Source organism: Brevibacterium sediminis (genome assembly GCF_013623905.1).
Classification (GTDB): Bacteria; Actinomycetota; Actinomycetes; order Actinomycetales; family Brevibacteriaceae; genus Brevibacterium; species Brevibacterium sediminis.
The window spans coordinates 1-20130 of record NZ_JABKDD010000021.1 but is presented as its reverse complement, the minus strand read 5'-3'; the positions used below and the strand labels follow the sequence as shown (position 1 = coordinate 20130).

Genomic DNA, 20130 nt, shown 5'->3' with positions numbered 1-20130 from the left:
AGGCATGGAAAAGGCGGCGTCGACCAGAATTGGTCGGCGCCGCCTCTTTCTTGCGTTGCGGGTCGCAACGCTGTTCAGACGGGCAGGTATTCGGTGACGGAGAACGAGTTCCTCACGACCTGACGCAGCTCGTCCAAGCTGCTGGTCGGATCGACCTGACCGACCGCTCGCGCTTGGATGAGCAGATTGCCGATCGCCGTCGCCTCGACAGGACCGGCGAGCACTCTGAGGCCGGAGTGATTCGCGGTGAGCTGGCAGAGCAGAGTGTTCTGCGAACCGCCGCCGACGATGTGGATCGTCTCCACACTCCGTCCCGTCAGCTTCTCGGCCGTCGCAATGGTCTGAGCATAAGCGGCAGCAAGCGATTCGAGGATGGATCTGACCACCTCGGCGCGGGTGTGGGGAGGGTCGATGCCGTGCTCACAGCACCAGTCGCGGATGCGTGTGGGCATGTCCCCGGGTGGGGTGAAACGTCCATCGGACGGGTCGAACACAGCCACAGGCGTCGTGATTGCGGCCGCCTCGGCGAGCAGGCTCTCAAGGTCCGAGCTGCGCTGAGCATCGGTGGCGTCGTGTTCCCACTGGCGCATCGATTCGCTGAGCAGCCACAGACCGGACACGTTCTTGAGGAACCGGATCGTTCCGTCGACTCCGCCTTCGTTCGTAAAGTTCGCTCGGCGCGCCTCCTCGGTCACGACCGGTTCGTCGATCTCGAGACCGACCAAGGACCAGGTTCCGCTGGAGATATAAGCAGAGTTCTGCCCCTCCATCGGCACGGCCACCACCGCCGAGGCGGTGTCATGGCTGCCCACGGCCGTGACCTGGATCGGTTCGACCGCACCGAGACGTTCAGCCACCGGTGCTCTGAGTTCACCGATGCTCTCACCGGGAGAGACGAGAGCGGGCAGAAGATCGGCCGGCAGTCCGAGCCGTTCCATGAGGTCGGCGTCCCAGTCTCCGTTGCGGACCGACAGAAGCCCGGTCGTCGAGGCGTTCGTGCGTTCGGTGCGCATCTGCCCGGTCAGCCAGAATCCGATGAGATCGGGAACGAGCAGTGCCGCGTCGGCGAGGTTGAGGAACCCGGATTCGGCTTCGACCGCGAACTGGAACACGGTGTTGAAGTCGAGGTGCTGGAGGCCGTTGTGGGTGAAGAGCTCATCAGGGGCGACGAGTTCGTGGACGATTTCGACACCGCGCAGATTCCGTCCGTCCCGGTAATGGTGCGGAATCCCGAGCAGTTCTCCGCCGCGGAGCAGCCCATAGTCGACGGCCCACGAATCGATGCCGATGCTCACGAGTCCCGGACTTCTGAGGATGGCTTCCCGGAGGCCCGTACTCAGTTCGGCAAACAGCGACTGGATGTTCCAGTGCATGCTCTCGCCCAAGAACTGCGGCACATTCGCAAACCGTGCCACGGGTTTCATCCGCAGCACACCGTCGGCGACCCCGCCGAAGATGACACGTCCGCTCGTGGCGCCGAGATCGACCGCGGCGAGAGTGAGGCCGACAGCGGAATCAGTGGTGTCCATTTGCGTGTGTTTCTCCGTTCGCACGTGGCTCAGCGCAGGAAGGCCGCGGCGACACCGGCGTCGACGGGTACGTGCAGGCCGGTCGTATGCGAGAAGTCGGAAGTGCACAGCGCGTAGACGGCGTTGGCCACATTCTCCGGAACGACCTCGCGGCCGAGAATGGTCCGCTGAGCATAGAACTTGCCCAGGTCCTTCTCCTCCACCCCATAGGTCTTCGCGCGCTGCGCACCCCAACCGCCGGCGAAGATTCCTGAACCGCGCACAACGCCGTCGGGGTTGATGCCGTTGACACGGATTCCGTGTTCGCCGAGTTCAGCCGCGAGCAGACGCACCTGATGAGCTTGATCGGCTTTTGTCGCCGAGTAGGCGATATTGTTCGGTCCAGCGAAGACGGAGTTCTTCGAGGAGATGTAGACGATGTCACCGCCGAGCCCTTGGTCGACGAGGATCCGGGCGGCGTTCTTCGACACGAGGAACGACCCCTTGGCCATCACGTTGTGCTGGAGGTCCCAATCGGCTTCGGTCGTGTCGAACAGCGACTTCGACAGGGACAGCCCGGCATTGTTGACGATGAGATCGAGACCGCCGAAGGCGAGGACTGCCTCATTCAAGGCCGCCTGCACTCCGGCCTCATCGGAGACATCGGCTGCGACGCCGATGGCGACATCGGTCGACCCGAGTTCGGTCGCAACCTCCTGCGCTTTGGTCCGGTCGAGATCGGCGATGACGACGCAGGCCCCCTCGGCGACGAGGCGAGTGGCGATCGCCTTGCCGATCCCCGAAGCGGCGCCAGTGACGAACGCGATGCGACCGGCCAGCGGCTTAGGTGCAGGCCTCCGCTGCAGCTTGGCTTCCTCGAGAGCCCAGTATTCGATGCGGAACTTCTCCGCCTCGCTGATGGGAGCGTAGGTCGACAGCGCTTCGGCTCCGCGCATGACGTTGATGGCATTGACGTAGAACTCGCCGGCCACCCGCGCTGTCTGCTTGTCCGCACCATAGGAGAACATGCCCACCCCCGGAACGAGGATGATCGCCGGATCCGCCCCGCGCATCGCAGGTGAATCGGCATCGGCGTGGCGGTCGTAATAGGCCGCATAATCGGCTCGGTAGGCCTCGTGCAGTGCCGGGAGTGCGGCGATGGTCTCTTCCACCGAGGTGGCCGCCGGCAGATCGATGACCAGCGGCTTCACCTTGGTGCGGAGGAAATGGTCCGGGCAGCTCGTGCCGAGTTCGGCCAGAGCGTTGAGCTTCTCCCCGGCGAGGAATTCGAGCACCGCCGGTTCATCGGTGAAGTGCCCGACCATCGTCCTGTCCGCAGAGGCGAGACCACGAAGGTGCGGAGCCAGGGCCGCGGCCTTGGCCTGACGCTCATCGGCAGGCAGAGCGGCGAAGTCCGTGCGCTCTGCGCCGAAAGGTTCGGGGCGGCCGTGTTCGGCGATATAAGCGGCCGCGGTGTCGATGATCCACCGTGAGTTGGCTTCGGATTCCGCCGAGGTGGCTCCCCAGGCCGTGATCCCGTGACCACCGAGGATGGTGCCGATGGCCTGCGGGTTCTCCGCCTTGATCGCGGCGATATCGAGGCCGAGTTGGAAACCGGGACGGCGCCACGGCACCCAGACGACCTTGTCGCCGAAGATCCTTGTGGCCAGTTCCTCACCGTCTGCCGCAGTGGCGATGACGATGCCCGAATCCGGGTGGAGGTGGTCGACGTGGGCGGCGTCGACGAGTCCGTGCATGGCGGTGTCGATCGAGGGTGCGGCACCGCCCTTGCCGTGCAGGGTGTAGTCGAAGGCCGCGACCATCTCGTCTTCGCGGTCGACACCGGGATAGGTGTTTTCCATCGACCGCAGCCGGTCGAGGCGGAGGACCGCGAGACCTTCGGGAGTCAGCGTTCCGAGGTCTCCGCCGGAGCCTTTGACCCACATGAGTTCGACGTCTTCGCCGGTCACCGGGTCGATGTCGGTGCCTTTGGCGGAGGTGTTGCCACCGGCAAAGTTCGTATTGCGACGATCGGCGCCGAGCGAGTTCGAGCGGGTGATGAGTTCGTTGACGGTCGGATGGGTCATGGTTCTCCTTGAAAAGGATGGTGCGGGTGTCGAAGTGCGTGATGCAGCGAGGTGGGTCGAGACAGTGGGCGCCGCGATTTCGGGACGCCCACTGTCTCCGAGTTCAGGCGCCCCAGCCGGCTTGGGTGCCGCCGACGCGGTCGACTGCGATCTGCTCCTGGTAGCCGGATTCACGGAGGGCACGGATGGGGTCGGCCGGCAGTCCGCGGGAGACGCGCCAATCAGCGAGGTCGCTGCGAACATCGGTGTAGAACGCATCCATGAAGATGTCGTTGGCGGTGATGACATCGCCTGCTCGCTGAGCCGCAGTGAGCGCCTCGGTGTCGATGAGGAGGGCTCGGGCGGTCATCTCCTGGACATTGAGCACCGAGCGGATCTGTCCTTCGATCTTGTTCTCCACGTTGTGGCACTGGTCGAGCATGAACGCGATATCGGGACTGTTGAGGCCGCCTCCGCGAATCACTTCGTGGATGATTCGGAAGAGCTGGAATGGATCGGCGGCACCGACCATGAGGTCGTCATCGGCGTAGAAGCGGGAATTGAAGTCGAACGAGCCGAGCTTGCCCAGGCGCAGCAGCTGCATGACGATGAATTCGATGTTCGTGCCCGGAGCGTGGTGGCCGGTGTCGAGGCAGACCAGCGCCTTGTCGCCCAGGGCTGCGACCTGGGTGTAGCTAGTGCCCCAGTCGGGGACGTCCGTGTGGTAGAACGAGGGCTCGAAGAACTTGTATTCAAGCACCATCCTCTGTTCCTCGCCGAGGCGGTCGTAGATCTGGGAAAGTGACTCGTGGAGTCGATCTTGCCGACCCCGCATGTCCGCTTGGCCAGGGTAGTTCGAACCTTCGGCCAACCAGATCTTGAGGTCCCGTGATCCAGTGCGATCCATGACGTCGATGCATTCGAGATGAGCGTCGATGGCCTTGGCGCGGATAGCCTCGTCCTCGTGGGTGAGGGCACCGAATTTATAGTCGTCGTCCTGGAATGTGTTCGAGTTGACCGTGCCCAAACGGACTCCGAGTCCGGCAGCGTGGGCAGCCAGCTCATCGAAATCGCAGAGGTCCCACGGAATGTGCAGGGCCACCTGTGGAGCGAGTCCGGTGAGTTCGTGGACCTTTGCAGCATCGGCGATCTTCTCGAACGGGTCCCGCGGAGTGCCCGGGGTGCCGAAGACCTTGAAGCGGGTGCCGGAGTTGCCGAACGCCCAGGAGGGCAGCTCGATCTCCTGCGCGGCGAGCTTATCGGTGATGTCGGAGAAGGTGGGGCGAGTGCTCATGAGAGTTGGTATTCCTTAATGTTGCGGTGGTGCTGGGTGCATTGTGGGACTGAAGAATCAGCGAGTCGCTGGATCCGATGCAGTGGTCACTCGGGGTGAACTTCGGCCCGGGCCGCAGCGAGTTGGTCCTCGAGGTGGAAGACCTCGCGGATTCGTTCCGGTCCTGCGTCGAACGACCCGCCGGCAGCGAAGTACGGAGACATCGACTGCTGCCAAGCAGCGTTGATCTCCGTCAGCTCCATCCCCTTCTGCGCGGCCTCGTAGTCGTCCGTTTCGAGATAGCCGATGACCATGCCGGTCGGATCCGCGAACAGGGAGTAGTTGCGCCAACCGGTGGATTCGAGAGCCTCGAGCATGTCCGGCCATACGGCCCGGTGTGCCGCGACGTACTCATCGAGGCGGGCAGGATCGACCTGCATGCGGAAACACACCCGCTCCATCTCAGCGTTCCCTGACTGAGGTGGAATCGGTCGAACCGGATGTTGCGGTTCCGTCGGTGTGGATATTGCCCGCGACCACCTCGGTGGCGTGATCGGCATCGAGGAGTCGGCCGTAGCGTTCGATCTCGATCTCTTCGAGGGTCTTGTTCTGGGTGTTCGGGGCCCAGATCATGCCGATGAGCAGGGCGGCGACGAGGAGTCCGACGATGAGGAATCCGACGCCGTGGATGCCGGTCTTCTCGAGCATGAGAGGGAACCACAGGGACAGGACGCCGACCATGACGCGCACGATCATGAACATGAAGCCCTGTGCTGAGGCACGGTAGCGGGTGGCGAAGAGCTCGGCTGCCCACAGCCCGTAGAAGGCCTGAGCGCCCAGTCCGGACGAGATGCCCCAGCCGATGGCGAAGACGAGGAGGGAGAACCAACCGGCCGGTCCCCAGATGAGCACGGCCCAGGCGATGACGCCGAGTCCGGCGCCGAAGCCGTAGAGCCAGCGGCGGGAGACCTTGTCGCCGTAGCGCATAAAGCCGAAGAAGGTTGCGGCGCTGGTCAGACCCCAGACGAGGACCTGCAGCAGGTATTGGGAGCGGGCATCGGTGAGTCCGGTGGCCTCGTAGATGCGGGGCTGGAAGATTCCGGCCTGACCGGCCACCGTGTTCCACAGGCCGTAGACGCCGATGAGGAAGAGGAGTGCTGTGATGTTCTTCTTCTTGGTGAACATCTCGAAGATTCCGCGGTAGGTGCCCACGGTGTTCGGGTTGGCCTGCTTCTTCGTCCAGCGACGCGATTCGCTCAGTCCGCGGCGGACCCACCAGGTGATGAAGGCGACGACGAAGAGGTGGGCGAAGATGATGCGGGAGCCGAGCAGACCCATCGGTTCGAGCAGGGCGGCAAGGAGGAAGCCGATCATCGGCCCGATCGACCAGGCCAACTGGGCCACACCGACATGGCCGGCCCTACGGCCGTCGGGGGCTTCCTCGGCGATATAGGTCCATGCGGCGGTGACACCGGCACCGACGGCGATGCCTGTGAGGACGAAGCCGATGAGCAGCGAGGCGAAGTTGAACGCGAAGATCGCGAACAGCGTGCCGAACATGTACAGGAGCAGGTCGTAGGTGTAGATGAACTTCCGGCCGTAGCGGTCACAGAGCGGACCGCCGATGGCTGCACCGATCGCAGCACCGAAGGCGTTGGCACTCAGTGCACTGAGCAGGCCGACGGCCATGCTGTCGAGGCCGAATTCCGTCTGCCACAGGCTGATGCTCGTGGCGATCGCGATGATCGAACCGGCTTCGATGTAGTTCGACATAGCCACGGCGACCGTGGCCTTCCATTTGGACGACGTCGTTGTGTCCTTCATAGGTTCCTCCAGGATGGCTCGGTGATCGCGACTTCGCGAATCGGCCGGGTGAGATGAAGTGATTGAAACGTTTCAATACTGTTGCTCGGAACACTAGCATGTCGTTCGGGTCACATCAAGACGGCCGTTGGCGGTTGTGGAAGTTGGGGTGGGAGCGGCGGCCGGAATGACGGTGCGTCAGGCACAATGAGACATGCCTGCCCGCGAAATTGCGGAGTGCCGCGGAGCGGATAACGGACGGCACAGCGCAGGTGACGTAAGTACAACGGATGACAGAGGGAGACTCATGGCGAAAGTGAGCATGCGCGAAGTCGCCGACCGCGCAGGAGTCTCGGTCGGCACGGTCTCCCATGTCGTCAACGGTTCGTCGAAGGTCGCCGAGGCGACGGCGGCGAAGGTCAACGCCGCGATCGAGGAGCTTGGTTTCGTTCGCAATGCCGCGGCCAGGCAGCTGCGATCTGGGCACAGCAGCAGTTTGGGCCTCGTCGTCCTCGACACCGCGAACCCGTTCTTCGCGTCTGTTGCGCACGGGGCCAGACAAGCCTGCGACGAGGCAGGACTGTCACTGCTCATCGGAGACTCGGGGACCGATGAGGCCCGGGAATCGAAATATGTCGACCTCTTCGCCGAACAGAGAGTGAACGGTCTGCTCGTCACCCCGACTGGCTCAGACCTGTCCGGGCTCGAATCGATTGCGTCCAGAGGCACGCCCGTCATGCTCGTCGACCGTGACTCGAACGGCTACGCCCTGTCGTCAGTGACCGTGGACAATATCGCCGGAGGGCGGTTGGCACTCGACCACATCATCGCCGGTGGCTGCACGAGACCAGCGTTCATCGGCGGACAGCAGTCGCTGCCGCAGGTCGCCGACCGTTTGACCGGAGCGCGAGAACGAGCCGGTCAAGCAGGACTCGAGTTGCCGGTCTTCGACACCGCCGAACTCACCATCCTCGCCGGACGGGACGCGGGGGAGAAGGTCGTCGCGCTGACCGACGATCAGCGGCCCGACGCGGTCTTCTGCGCCAACGATCTGTTGGCGGTCGGATTCATGCAGGCAGTCATTATGTTCAGCGATCTGCGGATCCCCGAGGACATCGCGATCGTCGGCTACGACGATATCGACTATGCGTTCTCAACGATCGTGCCCTTGACTTCCGTGCGGCAGCCGGCGGAACTGCTCGGACGCACGGCGGTGGAGGCGCTCCTGCAGGAGAACGCATTGGCCTCGGATGAACATCACGACCGCCAGTTCACCCCGGAACTCGTGGTGCGGGGGTCGACCAGGCCGGTGTGACGCTCAGTTGAATTGACCAAACACCTTGGCGGGGTCAAGGCCGAAGCTCAGCGCCAGGTTGAGCACGATGCGGGCCTTGCGGGCATCGAGGATGCCAGCGGGCACGAGTCCCGCTTCGAGTAGGCCGATCTCTCCGCCCGGATAGCCGTAGGTGCGGTGCAGGCTCGCACCCGAACCGGTGCGTGAGGCCAGCACCACGGGCATCCTCTCCGCCAGTCGAGCGACAGCGGGCAGCAACTCCTCGGGGACGTGGCCCCCGCCGACCCCGGAGACCACGGCGCCGGCGAACCCGGACCCGGCGATGAGATCAAGGGCCTCTGCCGGTTCGCCCATCCCCACCTCGGCGAGGGCGCTCTTAGTCAGCTGAGACGGACGGGGAAGTCCGGCGAACGGGGATTTCGGAGCCTGGGGCGCGTGGGGGAGGTGAAGGTCGTCCTCGCTCAACCAGCCGATCGCGCCGAGGACGGGACCGGAGGAGAACGCGGCCGTCGAGGTCGTGTGCGACTTCGTTACGAACCTCGGATCGTGGACTTCGTCGTTGAAGACCAATGATGACGGCAGATCGCTGACCTTGTCGGACAGAGCAGTGAGCGCGGCGGAACGGACGTTGGCCGGTCCGTCGGCGCCGGGCAAGGTCGGATTGCGCATGGCCCCGGTGACAGAGATATGCGTGCCCGAGTCATTGAGCAGCCAGAGCCCGAACGCGGATTCCTCGAGGGTGTCGGTGCCTTGGGTGAGGACGATTCCATCGGCCTCGGATGAGCGGGCGAGCTCGACGACGTCGAAGAGCATCTCCAGGGTGACATTCGCGCTCGAAACCTGAGCAACCTGAGTGAAATCGGCCTGCAGATCCGGCCAGACCTGATCGAGACCCGCGGCCGCAGCGATCTCCGCGCCGCTGAGCGCTGGAGCAACCCCACCTGCGGCATTGGCGGTCGACGCGATGGTCCCGCCGAGAGCGGCCAAGAGCAGGTGAGGGGCGGTGTGGAGTGAGGTCTCAGGCATGATTCGAGTCTAACGTCAGTTCCTACGTCAGTGGCCTTTGCTAGTCTCCACGCATGGACTCCGCCACCGTGCTCCGCTTGGCCAACGACCAAGCCATGCAGTACCCCTCGGTCGAGCTCGACCACCCGTTCGGGCCGGACAATGCCGTGTACAAAGTGCGCGGAAAGATGTTCATGATGGCATACGAGCTGCGGGGAGTTCCGAGTCTCAACCTCAAGATCGATCCCCTCGACGGTGAGGTGCTGCGCGACGCCTATGCGGAGATCTCACCCGGCTATCACATGAACAAGAAGCACTGGATCACCGTGGCCGGGGAGGGAAGCGATGACGGCGGCGAACCCGGCGCCGCAACTGGCGGCGATCGTCTCGATCCCGATCTTCTCCACGACCTCGTGCTCGAGTCCTATTGTCTTGTCGTGGCCAAGATGCCCAAGAAGGACCGACCTGTTGACCCTGACACTTTCGGAGGGAGGAGCGACAGCCGTTGACCTCACTCGACTCGCGAATTGGCGCGCACCCGCCTAGGCGCAGAGAATAGTTCCTATGTCCGCCCTGTCATCCGCGCTCGCCTACCGGCGACTGCTCGAATCGAATGCCACCCTGCGCATGCTCCGGGCCGACAACCTCGCTGTCATGGCAGGAACCCTCGACGCTCATCTCGGCAAGCCCGGCACCAGGATGAACACCGAGGATCTGCACGAAGGCATCGACGCCGACCTCGAGGAGCTGCGCGACCACTTCGACCTCTCGCTGCGGACGGCGAAGGCCTACTGTGATGACTGGCGTCGCGCCGAAATCCTCGTCCGCCGTCCCGCCACCGCCGCCAGAGGCGAAACCTACGAACTCTCCGCCGCCGGCTTCGATGCCATCCGCATGCTCGAACAGCTGCGCACCCCACCACAGACCGCCACCGAATCTCGGCTGGTCAGCCTCGCCCAATCCGTGCGACAGTTGGCCATCGACACCGACCCGGACAGCTCCCGCCGCCTCGCCTCCTTGCGCGCCGAACGCGATCGCATCGACGCCGAGATCGCCCGGGTCCGCCGCGGCGATCCGCGCTCCGTCGTCCTCGACAGGCGCCGCGCCAACGAACGCGTCTCCGACATCCTCCAGCAGGCGCAGGGACTGCCCGCCGACTTCGCCCGCGTGCGCGCACGCTTCGAAGAACTCAATCAGGAACTGCGGGTCTCGATCCTTGCCGCCGAGGACTCCCAGTCCCAAGTACTCGACGAAGTGTTCCGCGGCGTCGACCTCATCGAGTCCTCTGACGAAGGTCGGACGTTCTCGGCGTTCTCCGCCCTCGTCCGCGACCCCGAACAGTCCGCGGCCTTCGACGACGACATCGCCGCCATCCTCGACCGGGACTTCTCCGCCACCCTCTCTCTGGCCACCCGCCGTTCCCTGCGCACCCTGATGCGCCAGATGAAGGACGGGTCCCACGAGGTTTCGGACATCCTCACCGAGTTCGCCCGTGGCCTGCGCCGCTACGTCCACTCCCACGAATTCCAACGCGACCGCGTTATGCGCACTCTCCTCCAAGAGGGTCTCGCCGCAGCCGCGCCCGTGTCGCAGGAGGTCAAACCCTACGACGAGATCGGCATCGACCTCGAACTCTCCAGCGTCTCACTCGGCAGCGTCGGCGAGGTCATCCTCCACGACCCCGAGGAGTTCGACGCCGGAGCAGAACTCGGCGAGGCCACGGACTCCGAGATCGACTTCGCCGAACTCATCGCAGTCGCCCGCGAATCCGAAATCGACTTCGCCGAACTCACCGAGAACATCAACTCCGTCGTCACTTCCGCCCACGAAGCCTCCGTCGCGGAGGTGCTCGAAACCTTCCCCGCCACACAGGGCCTGGCCAGCGTCGTCGGCCTGTTGTCCCTGGCCAGCACCTATGGCCACGTCGATGTCGGCAACCGCGAAATCCTCACCTGGGCCGGTATCGACGGCATCGTCCGCACCGCCGCGATCCGCCGCCACTACTTCACCGAAGGCATCACCCTATGAGCCCCACCCACCACGACAACGACACAGCCCCCGCCGAGGTGGGGGCCGCCTCGGCGATGGAATCCACCGACTCCGCGGACGACCTCAGCCACAACCCCAGCGGTCTGTGGTCCGGTGACACCGGAACGCTGGGAGAGCGCACTCGCCGAGTGCTGCTCGAACTGCTCAAAGGCCCGTATGTGTCCGGGACGCAGGCCCCGCAGCTGTGGGCAGCCCTCGTCGCGGACGAGAGCCTCGTCCGTTCGCGCCTGCACGATCTGTTCCTCGACCTCGTCATCGACCGGGTCGACGAATTCGCATTCACCCGCAAGATCGTCACCGACGAGATCGACGCGCCCGCCGCGGTACGCAGCGAACGACTCACCTTCCTCGACACGGCAATGCTGCTGGTGCTCCGGCAGCTGCTGTTGGCCGCGCCGGGGGAGAAGCGCGTCATCGTCGATCGCGAAGAGGTCTATGAACGACTCGCGATCTACCGCACAGGGGACGAATCGACCTTCCAACGCAATCTCAACGGCGCATGGTCGCGGATGAGCAACCGACTGCGTGTGCTCCACAAAGCCGGTGACGACCGCTTCGAGATCTCTCCCATGGTGAAGTTCCTCATCGACGAGGATCGCGTGCGCGAGCTCATCGCCGTCTACGAACGCATCGCCGCTGGTGAGACCGATACCGGTGAGATCCATGACGGCAATTCTGATGACGGCGGGGACTCCATCGCCGAGGCGGTCGTCGACAACACCGACACCGACGCATCCGAAGCCGATAGCGACATCGACGCCGACACCGAGGAGGACGACGCGTGACCGAGGCACTCTTCCCGCTCGACGCGGCGTTCGTCGCCGACCAGGCGCGTGCTCGCGGAGCGAACCGGCCCGACGTCGGCAGTCAGTGGCGCCTGAGCGAGATCCAGATCGCGAACTGGGGCACCTTCGACGCCGACATCCACCGCATCCCCGTCTCCCACAAGGGCCACCTCATCACCGGGCCCTCGGGCTCGGGCAAGTCCTCCCTCCTCGACGGAATCGCCGCAGTCCTCACCCCGGACAAGTGGCTGCGCTTCAACGTCGCCGCTCAGACCGCGGGCGCTCGCCTCGACCAGCGCAGCCTCGTCAGCTACGTCCGCGGGGCCTGGACTCGCACCGCGGATTCCGAAGAGGACCGGGTCGTCAGCAAATATCTGCGCCCGCGCGCCACCTGGAGCGGAGTCATCCTCCGCTACGACAACGGCAGCGACAAGCCCCTGTCGTTGGCCCGACTCTTCTTCATCAAGGGTTCGGGCACGAAAACGACGGACCTCTCCGACGCTTGTGTCCTCGAGCGCGCGGACCTCGACCTCTCCGACCTGCAGCACTATGCGCGCTCCGGACTCGAGACCCGCAAACTCAAGGCCGACCATCCTGATGCGGTGGTCACCTCGAACGGCCACCACGGGAAGTTCTATGCACGGATGCGCAAGACCTTCGGCATGGCCGACGAGTCCGCACTCCAACTGCTGCACAAGACACAATCGGCGAAGAGCCTGGACAGCCTCGACCGGCTCTTCCGCGACCATATGCTCGAAAGTCCGGTGACCTTCGACCTCGCCGAGACTGCCGTCGCACAGTTCGGTGACCTCAAGGACGCTCATGACCATGTCGTCGAACTGCGCAAACAGCGCGATCATCTGCTGCAGCTGCGCGAAGCCGCCTCCCGTTTCGAGACTGCCAACGACATCGCGGCGAAGTCGATCGCGCTCAGCGAAGCTCTGCTGCCGTACCAGAAGCGGCGCGAGCTCGATATCCTCCGCGCCGACCTTTCGGCGCTGACCAGGCAGATCGTCGAACTCGAAGTCACCGCCGACCGCGCCAAACGTGACTTCGACGCCGCAGTCGACGAATACGACTTGGCCCGACGGGCCACTTTGGAACTCGGTGGTTCCGAGGCCGAACACCTTCAGCAGCGCATCGACACCGCTGAAACCGAACGCCGCGCCATCGCCGAACGTTGGTCTGGGCTGGCTCGCCAGCTTGAGCAGGCCGGCATCGAGCACGCCCCGACCACGGCCGCCGAATTCGCCGAACTGCAGGCTCAGATCGCCTCCAACCTCGACGACGACACGCAGGTCGCCGGACCCAGCCACGCCGATCACGACCGGTTCTCCCAGGCGCGGGCGAAGGTCCGCGAACTCGAAGGGGAGATCGAATCCCTGCGGCGGTCCGGATCGACCGTGCCGAACAACCTCATGACGATCAGATCCGAGCTCGCCGCCGGCACCGGACTGAGCGAGAAGGCGCTGCCGTTCGCGGCCGAACTCATCGAAGTCGACCCCGACGAGGCCCGGTGGACGGGTGCCATCGAGAGGGTGCTGCGGCCCATGGCACTGACCGTCCTCGTCCGTTCTGAGAACCTCTCGGCCGTGCGCACCTGGGTGGATTCCCACCGCATCCGCGGACGCTTCGTCTTCGAGGAGATCCCGCGTTCAGTGCCGAGCCCCCGCCCCGTGGGCAGTGAGAAGTCGCTGGTCAACAAGGTGAATGTCAGCGACACCGGTTTCGGCGACTGGGTCCGGACCACCTTGTCCGAACGCTTCGACTTCGCCTGTGTCGACCACCCGGACGAACTCGACGACCATCCGCGCGCCGTCACCGTCAAGGGCCAGGTCAAGACCTCACGCACCCGGTACGAGAAGGACGACCGGCGGGCCATCGACGATCGCAGCCAATGGGTCCTCGGCGACCGCGAAGCGAAACTCGAAGCCCTCGTCGAATCCCTCAAGGAGGCTCAGTCGGAACTGGCCGCGGCCGAACAGGTGGTCGCGGCGGCTGACGCCGAAACCGCACAGGCCCACCGTCGCCGCGGCATCCTCGCCGGTATTCGCGAACAGTCCTGGCGCGACGTCGACCGAGACGGAGCGGCCGAGAAGGTCGCGACTCTCGAGCGGCAGCTGGCCGAACTCGAAGATGCCGACGGCGACCTGCAGCAGGCGATCGGCGCCGAACGCGAATCCAAGGCGGTCAAGGACGCGGCCGAGACGGCGAAGAACGAAGCCGACTATGCCCTTCGCCGGGCGAACGAGGAATCGACGGGTCTGCGCTCGAACCTGACCCGGATCGAGGACGACGTCAACTCAGGTCGGGTGGCGGAAGTCGAGGGCCACCTCGGCGAACAATTGGACGAACGGTTCCGGAAGATCCAACGCAGCATCAAGCGGGAGAACCTCGCCGAGGTGGGCCAGCAGGTCTCGCAGGTGCTGCAGGAAGAGAAGGACCGGGCGCAAGCCGATGCAAGTCGGTCGGGGCAGTCCGTGACACGGTTGGCTGCCGAGTTCAAGGCCGCATGGCCATCGGTATCGTCCCAGCTCACGGCGGAAGTCGATGATCGGCGCGCCTACCTGTCGATGCTCGATGAGATCCTCGCGCACGGCTTGCCCGATCATGAGAACCGTTTCCGGGATCTGCTGCAGCTGCGGTCCCGGGATCTCATCGGCGAACTCCTCAACGAGATCCATGCCGCCCCGCGTGAGATCGAGGATCGGGTCGCGCCGATCAACTCCTCCTTGCTGCGGTCGCAGTTCGACGAGGACCGGTACCTGCGGCTGAAGGTCAAGACCCGGCGGTCCGAGACCGTCAACGCCTTCATCGCCGATCTCCGCCTCGTGGCAAGCGGAAGCTGGGGTGAGGACGATATGGAGACTGCGGAGAGGAAGTACGACACCCTCGCCGAGGTGATGCGCCGATTCGCGTCCAGCGAGCACGTCGACAAGGTCTGGAAGACCCAGTGCCTGGACACACGCCTGCACGTGAGCTTCCTCGCCGAGGAGATCGACGATCATGGTCGTGCACATGCCACCTACGATTCGGGTGCGGCGATGTCCGGTGGTCAGCAGCAGAAGCTCGTGATCTTCTGCCTGGCGGCAGCGCTGCGCTATCAGCTCGCCGACCCGGATGAGGCGATCTCGAAGTACGGCACGATCATCCTCGACGAGGCCTTCGACAAAGCGGATACGCGGTATACGCGTATGGCCTTGGACATCTTCATCGAGTTCGGATTCCACATGGTGCTGGCGACTCCGCAGAAGCTGCTGCAGACGATCGAACCCTATGTGGGTGCGGCGACCTCGATCGAGAATCCGAGCAGGCAGAAGACTCTGACCTCGACGATGGTGTGGGACGAGACGGAGCTGGACGGGGCTGGAGCGGAGTCGGTCTCGGAGTCAGTATCGGAGTCGGAGTCAATCGCTGGCGCTGGCGAAGAGTCGAGCAGCGCCGGAGCGGACACGGAAGCTGAGGGATCGGACGGTGCCGGTGGGGCAGATGGGTCTGAGAAGGCGGCCGGCTCCGACAGCATACGTGTGGCCGGTGAAGTCGAGCTTGAGTTCGAGGAGTCGGACGCCCGATGACGATGCTCTCCGTCGCCGAGGCTCGGATGAAGGCACGTGCTCGCCTGAGTTCGTCCATGGCCTCGTGGGCGGCGGAGGCAACAGGTGAGGTGCGTGTTGAGATCGCCCTCAAACCACCGACGGAGAAGCAGGTGCTCTCCGATCAGGCTGCTGCCGCCGACTGGGCCGGCAGTTGGCGGGCGGTCCGGGAGCTTGCGGGGGCGACAGCCGCGGGCGCACCTGCAGAGCTCGAGGTCGATTGGGAAGAACGCAGCTGGGCCCGCGTCGGAAGTCAACGCGTTCCGGTCCGACTGCGACTGATGACCCCTGATGCAGTGGCCGCTTTCGTCGGCGGCGACACCGCTCGAGACTGGCGGAGACTGCGAGACCGTGCCGTCAGCATCCGGCAGCGACTCGGGTCCGAATCGAACAACATCGCGGCGACTCGCGACGCGGACGCGGAGGTCAGCTCGGACGGGGACTCCCTTGCCGCAGCGATACGTTCCCAGTCGAAACGGATCCTCTCCTTGTCCGACGCTGCGTTCGTTACTGTCATCGATGTCGTCGACTGGCTGTGCACCCATCCGCTCGGATCGCTGCGACCCAGACAGCTGCCCATCCGCGGGGTGGACTCGAAATGGTTCGAGACCTACCGCAGCCTCGTCACCGCCCTGCTGGGAGGGATCGGCCACGCCGATGTGGTGACCGTCCTCGACGCCGAACCGCGACTGCGGCTGCGTATCCTCGACGGGACCCTGATCGCCGCTGCGGATTCCGCAGCCACTGGCGACCGTGCTTCGAACAGCGCTCCAGCCGTGTACCTCGACGATGTGACCGCTCCGATCTCCCAATTCGGTCGACTGCCCATATCGCCGAGGCTGGTCTTCGTCTTCGAGAACCTCGAATCCGTGCTCGCCATGCCGGATTGGCCGGGTGCCGTGGCCGTACACGGCTCCGGCTATGCCGTCGACGGGGTCGCTCGATTGGACTGGATCGCCGGTGCGCGCGTGATCTATTGGGGCGACCTCGACTCCCATGGTTTCGCGATCCTCAACCGCCTGCGCAGCCACCTGCCGGAGGTCGAATCCGTGCTCATGGACGAAGCAACTCTGCTCGCGCACCAGGATCTCTGGGTACCGGAACCGAAGCCGAGCATCGGCACTTTCGCGCATCTCTCCGGCACCGAAGCGCGTGCCCTCGAACGGATCCGCGCCGAAGGAGGCGTCCGGCTCGAACAGGAACGCATCCCGTGGGAGACGGCTCTGAACCGGCTGCGGACCGCGGCCGAGGGGGCGACCTCGGGTCACCTCGGCGAAGGAACAGGTCGTGGCGTGGGAACGGAGCACCGCCTCGGCGAGGGCCTCGATGATGACCGATAAACCCCGCGGGGGACTGGCCGCGCTGTGCGTTGCCGAACTCGTCTGCTGGGGCCTGCTCTACTACTCTCTGCCGGTGGCGGTCACCCCGATCTCTGACGATATGGGGTGGAGCCACACGATGGTGACGGCGGCGCTGACAGTCGGGCTCATCGTCTCAGCGCTCATGGGACCCAGCGTCGGGCGGATGCTCGACCGGCACGGCCCGCAGCTGATCATGGGCGCGGGCACGGCCATCGGGGTCGTCGCCCTCGGACTCGTCGCGATCGCGCCGAACCTCTTCGTGTTCTTTGCCGCTTGGATCCTCGCCGGGTTCGCCCAGGCAGCGACGCTCTACCCGCCGGCTTTCGCCGTCATCACCCGCTGGTACGGGGCGGAGCGGACGAAGCCCCTGACGACGATCACGCTCGTCGGCGGGCTCGCCTCGACGGTCTTCGCCCCGATCATCGCGTGGCTCATCGACAGCCTCGGCTGGCGGGGAACCTACGGTGTGCTCGCCGGATTGCTCGCCGTCCTCGCGCTGCCGATGCACCTGTTCTTCCTCAACCGCACCTGGACCGACGAGGCGGCCGCATCCACGGTGAAGCCGAGCCGGGCCGAACTGCGCCAAGTCACTCGTCACCCGCGTTTCATCACCCTGCAGATCGCCGTTGCGATCGCCACGTTCACCCTGTTCGCGGTGACGATCAACATCATCCCGCTCGTCATCGAACGCGGTGCCGATTACAGTCTGGCGGCCATCGCCCTCGGCCTCGTCGGCTTCGGCCAGGTGGCGGGACGATTCGGCTACCCGAGTCTGGAACGGCACTCGTCGACGCGGTCGCGGACAGTCATCCTCTTCGCTTCGGGAGCGGTCGGACTGTGGCTGCTCGCCTTGGTCCCCGGCCCGGTCTGGCTGCTCATCGGCATCGCCATGCTCGGCGGTGGTGTGCGCGGCTGCATGACATTGCTGCAGGCCACGGCGGTGTCCGACCGGTGGGGAACGAAGAATTTCGGGGCCGTCAACGGCGTCTTCGTCGCCCCGATCACCGCAGGCACGGCGCTCGCGCCGGTCGCCGGCCCCGCGTTGGCCGGGGTGCTCGGCGGGTACCCGATGATGGCGGTGGCCATGGCCGGGCTGCTCACCCTGGCGACCCTGCTGTCGGCGCGGACGTGAGCGCCGCCTCGGTGAGGGGCACACTCTACGGGCAGAGAAACGTGTAAAGAAGTCGGCGATTTTTTTACACGTTTCGAAGATGTGGCAAATTGCTTGACACATCATTTGGGCGCTTCTGCGAACCTCACGGCAAGCACCTCGTCGGAGGATTCCGTGCATGCGAACCCATCCGTTAGCGCCGCCTCGGCGAGGTTATTCCTGCATCCGAGGGTGAGGAATCGGACAGCCGCCCTGGTGGACTTCGGGACTAGACTGAAAGCGCGGTCAAGGCCCCAAGCGTGGGGCCGCCCCTGCCGGGGCTGTGAATGCACCCCGGTGCCATGGTTCAACGGAAGGAAGTCAATGCCCACCGTCGCCAGAAACATCGTCGATACCCTCGTCGCGAGCGGAGTCAAGCGCGTCTACGGCATCCCGGGAGATTCGCTCAACGGATTCACCGATGCCCTCCGCGTGAACCCGCAACTCGAATGGGTTCACGTCCGCCACGAGGAGGCCGCTTCCTTCGCCGCCAGCGGCGAGGCCGCCCTGACCGGTGAGCTCGCGGTCTGCGCCGGCAGCTGCGGACCCGGCAACCTCCACCTCATCAACGGTCTCTTCGACGCCCAGCGTTCGCGAGTTCCCGTGCTGGCCATCGCTGCCCAGATCCCCAGCGATGAAATCGGCTCGAACTACTTCCAGGAGACCCACCCGACCGAGCTGTTCCGCGATTGCAGCGTCTACGTCGAGAACGTCTCCTCGGCTGAGCAGATGCCCCGCCTGCTGCGCATCGCCATGCGAGAAGCCATCGAGAAGCGCGGCGTGGCCGTGCTCGTCATTCCCGGTGACGTCGGCCTGGCCGACATCGATGCCGCCGCCGAGGAGGTCCGGGCCTACCCGTCGCACATGATCCCTGCGGATTCCCAGATCGAAGCCGCTGCCAAGGCGCTCAACAAGGGCAAGAAGACGACGATCCTCGCTGGCGCAGGCACCGAGGGCGCCTATGATGAGCTGCTCGCCATCGCCGAGAAGCTCCAGGCCCCGATCGTCCATACGATGCGCGGCAAGGAATTCGTCGAACCCGACAATCCCTACGACGTAGGCATGACCGGTCTGCTCGGATTCTCCTCCGGCTACGCCGCGCTCAAGGACTGCGACACTCTGCTCATGCTCGGTACCGATCTGCCCTACCAGCAGTTCTACCCCGAGGACGCGACCGTCATCCAAGTCGATGTGCGCGGGTCCCAGATCGGACGGCGCACGAAGGTCGACATTCCGCTCGTCGGAACGGTCGCCGACACCGTCGAGGCGCTGCTGCCGAAGATCAAGGCCAACCGCAGCAGCACGCATCTGAAGTCCCTGACCAAGCACTATCAGAGGACGCGCAAGGACCTCGACGAGCTGGCCACACCGTCGAAGCGGACGATCCACCCGCAGTACCTGACCCGGCTCCTCGACGAGATGGCCGATGACGACGCCGTCTTCATCCCCGACGTCGGATCACCCGTGGTGTGGGCGGCCCGCTACCTGACGATGAACGGCAAGCGCCGCCTCATCGGATCCTTCAGCCACGGATCGATGGCCAACGCCCTGTCCCAGAGCGTCGGCGTGCAGTCGGCGTTCGAGGACCGGCAGACCATCGCGCTCGCCGGTGACGGCGGACTGGCCATGCTGCTCGGTGAGCTCATCACGCTCACGCAGAACAAGCTGCCGGTCAAGACGGTCGTGTACAACAACTCCTCGCTCAACTTCGTCGAGCTCGAGATGAAGGCGGCCGGTTTCGTCACGTTCGGAACGGACCTCGACAACCCCGACTTCTCCACCATCGCCGAGGCGGTCGGGATCAAGGGATTCCGTGTCGAGAAGTCCAAGGACCTGCCGAAGGTCGTCAAGGAATTCCTCGCCTACCCGGGGCCTGCGGTCCTCGATGTCGTCACCGAACGCCAGGAGCTGTCGATGCCGCCGTCGATCACCGTCGAGCAGGCCAAGGGCTTCGCTCTCTACGCGATCCGCACGGTGCTCTCGGGCAAGGGCGACGAACTCATCGACCTCGCCCGGACGAACATCCGCCAGCTCTTCTGAGCTGAGTCAGGTCGCGGGCCTGCGCCGCCGGCGCAACCTGCCGCACAGCACGATAAGTGTGCGCAGATTGCCACTTGGGACAGGTGGGCTCAGTGTTCTAGTGCAACAGTGGGCTGGTCTCAGGCTACCTGCTCATGCAACAGATCAGCCAGGACCTCGGCCGGGGTCGCGAACCCGAGGACCTTCCGCGGCCTGCGGTTGAG

14 protein-coding genes are annotated in these 20130 nt (G+C 64.9%); 8 read left to right on the top strand and 6 right to left on the bottom strand.

Annotation, left to right across the window (positions count from 1 at the left end):
• Positions 1 to 74: 74 nt before the first annotated feature.
• The 5 genes from HK108_RS17180 to HK108_RS17160 all read right to left on the bottom strand — a co-directional run bounded on the left by HK108_RS17180 (position 75) and on the right by HK108_RS17160 (position 6671).
• Positions 75 to 1529 (bottom strand): rhamnulokinase, encoded by a 1455-nt coding sequence (locus HK108_RS17180; protein WP_181272413.1) that lies wholly within the window; start codon positions 1527 to 1529, stop codon positions 75 to 77.
• Positions 1530 to 1558: 29 nt separating this feature from the next.
• Positions 1559 to 3595, bottom strand: coding sequence for a bifunctional aldolase/short-chain dehydrogenase (locus HK108_RS17175; RefSeq protein ID WP_181272412.1), 2037 nt, complete (start codon positions 3593 to 3595; stop codon positions 1559 to 1561).
• A 103-nt stretch (positions 3596 to 3698) separates the two neighbouring features.
• Complete coding sequence (gene rhaI, locus HK108_RS17170; protein ID WP_139909213.1) at positions 3699 to 4868, bottom strand: L-rhamnose isomerase; 1170 nt, start codon at positions 4866 to 4868, stop codon at positions 3699 to 3701.
• Positions 4869 to 4954: 86 nt separating this feature from the next.
• On the bottom strand, positions 4955 to 5308 hold the full coding sequence (locus HK108_RS17165; protein WP_139469116.1) for an L-rhamnose mutarotase: 354 nt from the start codon (positions 5306 to 5308) through the stop codon (positions 4955 to 4957).
• 1 nt (position 5309) lies between these two features.
• The gene (locus tag HK108_RS17160) at positions 5310 to 6671 is read right to left on the bottom strand and encodes an MFS transporter (RefSeq protein ID WP_181272411.1); all 1362 of its coding nucleotides are present in this window, start codon (positions 6669 to 6671) and stop codon (positions 5310 to 5312) included.
• A gap of 286 nt (positions 6672 to 6957) precedes the next feature.
• Between HK108_RS17160 and HK108_RS17155 the strand changes: the two genes are divergently transcribed.
• Positions 6958 to 7965 (top strand): LacI family DNA-binding transcriptional regulator, encoded by a 1008-nt coding sequence (locus HK108_RS17155; protein WP_139469117.1) that lies wholly within the window; start codon positions 6958 to 6960, stop codon positions 7963 to 7965.
• Between the two features lie 3 nt (positions 7966 to 7968).
• Here HK108_RS17155 and HK108_RS17150 read toward each other — a convergent pair whose 3' ends face one another.
• On the bottom strand, positions 7969 to 8970 hold the full coding sequence (locus HK108_RS17150; protein WP_181272410.1) for an asparaginase domain-containing protein: 1002 nt from the start codon (positions 8968 to 8970) through the stop codon (positions 7969 to 7971).
• A 53-nt stretch (positions 8971 to 9023) separates the two neighbouring features.
• Between HK108_RS17150 and HK108_RS17145 the strand changes: the two genes are divergently transcribed.
• The 7 genes from HK108_RS17145 (at position 9024) to poxB (ending at position 19927) form a co-directional block, all read left to right on the top strand.
• Complete coding sequence (locus tag HK108_RS17145) at positions 9024 to 9458, top strand: MmcQ/YjbR family DNA-binding protein (protein ID WP_181272409.1); 435 nt, start codon at positions 9024 to 9026, stop codon at positions 9456 to 9458.
• 55 nt (positions 9459 to 9513) lie between these two features.
• On the top strand, positions 9514 to 10977 hold the full coding sequence (locus HK108_RS17140) for a DUF3375 domain-containing protein (RefSeq protein WP_181272408.1): 1464 nt from the start codon (positions 9514 to 9516) through the stop codon (positions 10975 to 10977).
• A complete protein-coding gene (locus HK108_RS17135; RefSeq protein WP_373284092.1) occupies positions 10974 to 11783 on the top strand; it encodes a DUF4194 domain-containing protein in 810 nt (269 codons plus the stop codon). Before HK108_RS17140 ends, HK108_RS17135 begins: the two co-directional genes overlap by 4 nt.
• The gene (locus HK108_RS17130; protein ID WP_229664153.1) at positions 11780 to 15358 is read left to right on the top strand and encodes an ATP-binding protein; all 3579 of its coding nucleotides are present in this window, start codon (positions 11780 to 11782) and stop codon (positions 15356 to 15358) included. Before HK108_RS17135 ends, HK108_RS17130 begins: the two co-directional genes overlap by 4 nt.
• A complete protein-coding gene (locus HK108_RS17125) occupies positions 15355 to 16716 on the top strand; it encodes a Wadjet anti-phage system protein JetD domain-containing protein (RefSeq protein ID WP_181272407.1) in 1362 nt (453 codons plus the stop codon). The genes HK108_RS17130 and HK108_RS17125 overlap by 4 nt, the downstream gene beginning before the upstream one ends.
• Positions 16706 to 17869, top strand: a complete 1164-nt coding sequence (locus tag HK108_RS17120) for an MFS transporter (RefSeq protein ID WP_181272406.1) — start codon at positions 16706 to 16708, stop codon at positions 17867 to 17869. The genes HK108_RS17125 and HK108_RS17120 overlap by 11 nt, the downstream gene beginning before the upstream one ends.
• A gap of 342 nt (positions 17870 to 18211) precedes the next feature.
• Positions 18212 to 19927 carry a ubiquinone-dependent pyruvate dehydrogenase gene (poxB, locus tag HK108_RS17115; RefSeq protein WP_181272405.1) on the top strand — a complete coding sequence of 572 codons (1716 nt, stop codon included), beginning with the start codon at positions 18212 to 18214 and terminating at the stop codon, positions 19925 to 19927.
• Positions 19928 to 20130 lie beyond the last annotated feature (203 nt).

Excerpts from the sequence above, each read along its gene's own strand:
- HK108_RS17180 (WP_181272413.1), bottom strand. The coding sequence starts at position 1,529 with ATGGACACCACTGATTCCGCTGTCGGCCTCACTCTCGCCGCGGTCGAT.
- HK108_RS17175 (WP_181272412.1), bottom strand. The coding sequence starts at position 3,595 with ATGACCCATCCGACCGTCAACGAACTCATCACCCGCTCGAACTCGCTC.
- rhaI (WP_139909213.1), bottom strand. The coding sequence starts at position 4,868 with ATGAGCACTCGCCCCACCTTCTCCGACATCACCGATAAGCTCGCCGCG.
- HK108_RS17165 (WP_139469116.1), bottom strand. The coding sequence starts at position 5,308 with ATGGAGCGGGTGTGTTTCCGCATGCAGGTCGATCCTGCCCGCCTCGAT.
- HK108_RS17160 (WP_181272411.1), bottom strand. The coding sequence starts at position 6,671 with ATGAAGGACACAACGACGTCGTCCAAATGGAAGGCCACGGTCGCCGTG.
- HK108_RS17155 (WP_139469117.1), top strand. The coding sequence starts at position 6,958 with ATGGCGAAAGTGAGCATGCGCGAAGTCGCCGACCGCGCAGGAGTCTCG.
- HK108_RS17150 (WP_181272410.1), bottom strand. The coding sequence starts at position 8,970 with ATGCCTGAGACCTCACTCCACACCGCCCCTCACCTGCTCTTGGCCGCT.
- HK108_RS17145 (WP_181272409.1), top strand. The coding sequence starts at position 9,024 with ATGGACTCCGCCACCGTGCTCCGCTTGGCCAACGACCAAGCCATGCAG.
- HK108_RS17140 (WP_181272408.1), top strand. The coding sequence starts at position 9,514 with ATGTCCGCCCTGTCATCCGCGCTCGCCTACCGGCGACTGCTCGAATCG.
- HK108_RS17135 (WP_373284092.1), top strand. The coding sequence starts at position 10,974 with ATGAGCCCCACCCACCACGACAACGACACAGCCCCCGCCGAGGTGGGG.
- HK108_RS17125 (WP_181272407.1), top strand. The coding sequence starts at position 15,355 with ATGACGATGCTCTCCGTCGCCGAGGCTCGGATGAAGGCACGTGCTCGC.
- HK108_RS17120 (WP_181272406.1), top strand. The coding sequence starts at position 16,706 with ATGACCGATAAACCCCGCGGGGGACTGGCCGCGCTGTGCGTTGCCGAA.
- poxB (WP_181272405.1), top strand. The coding sequence starts at position 18,212 with ATGCCCACCGTCGCCAGAAACATCGTCGATACCCTCGTCGCGAGCGGA.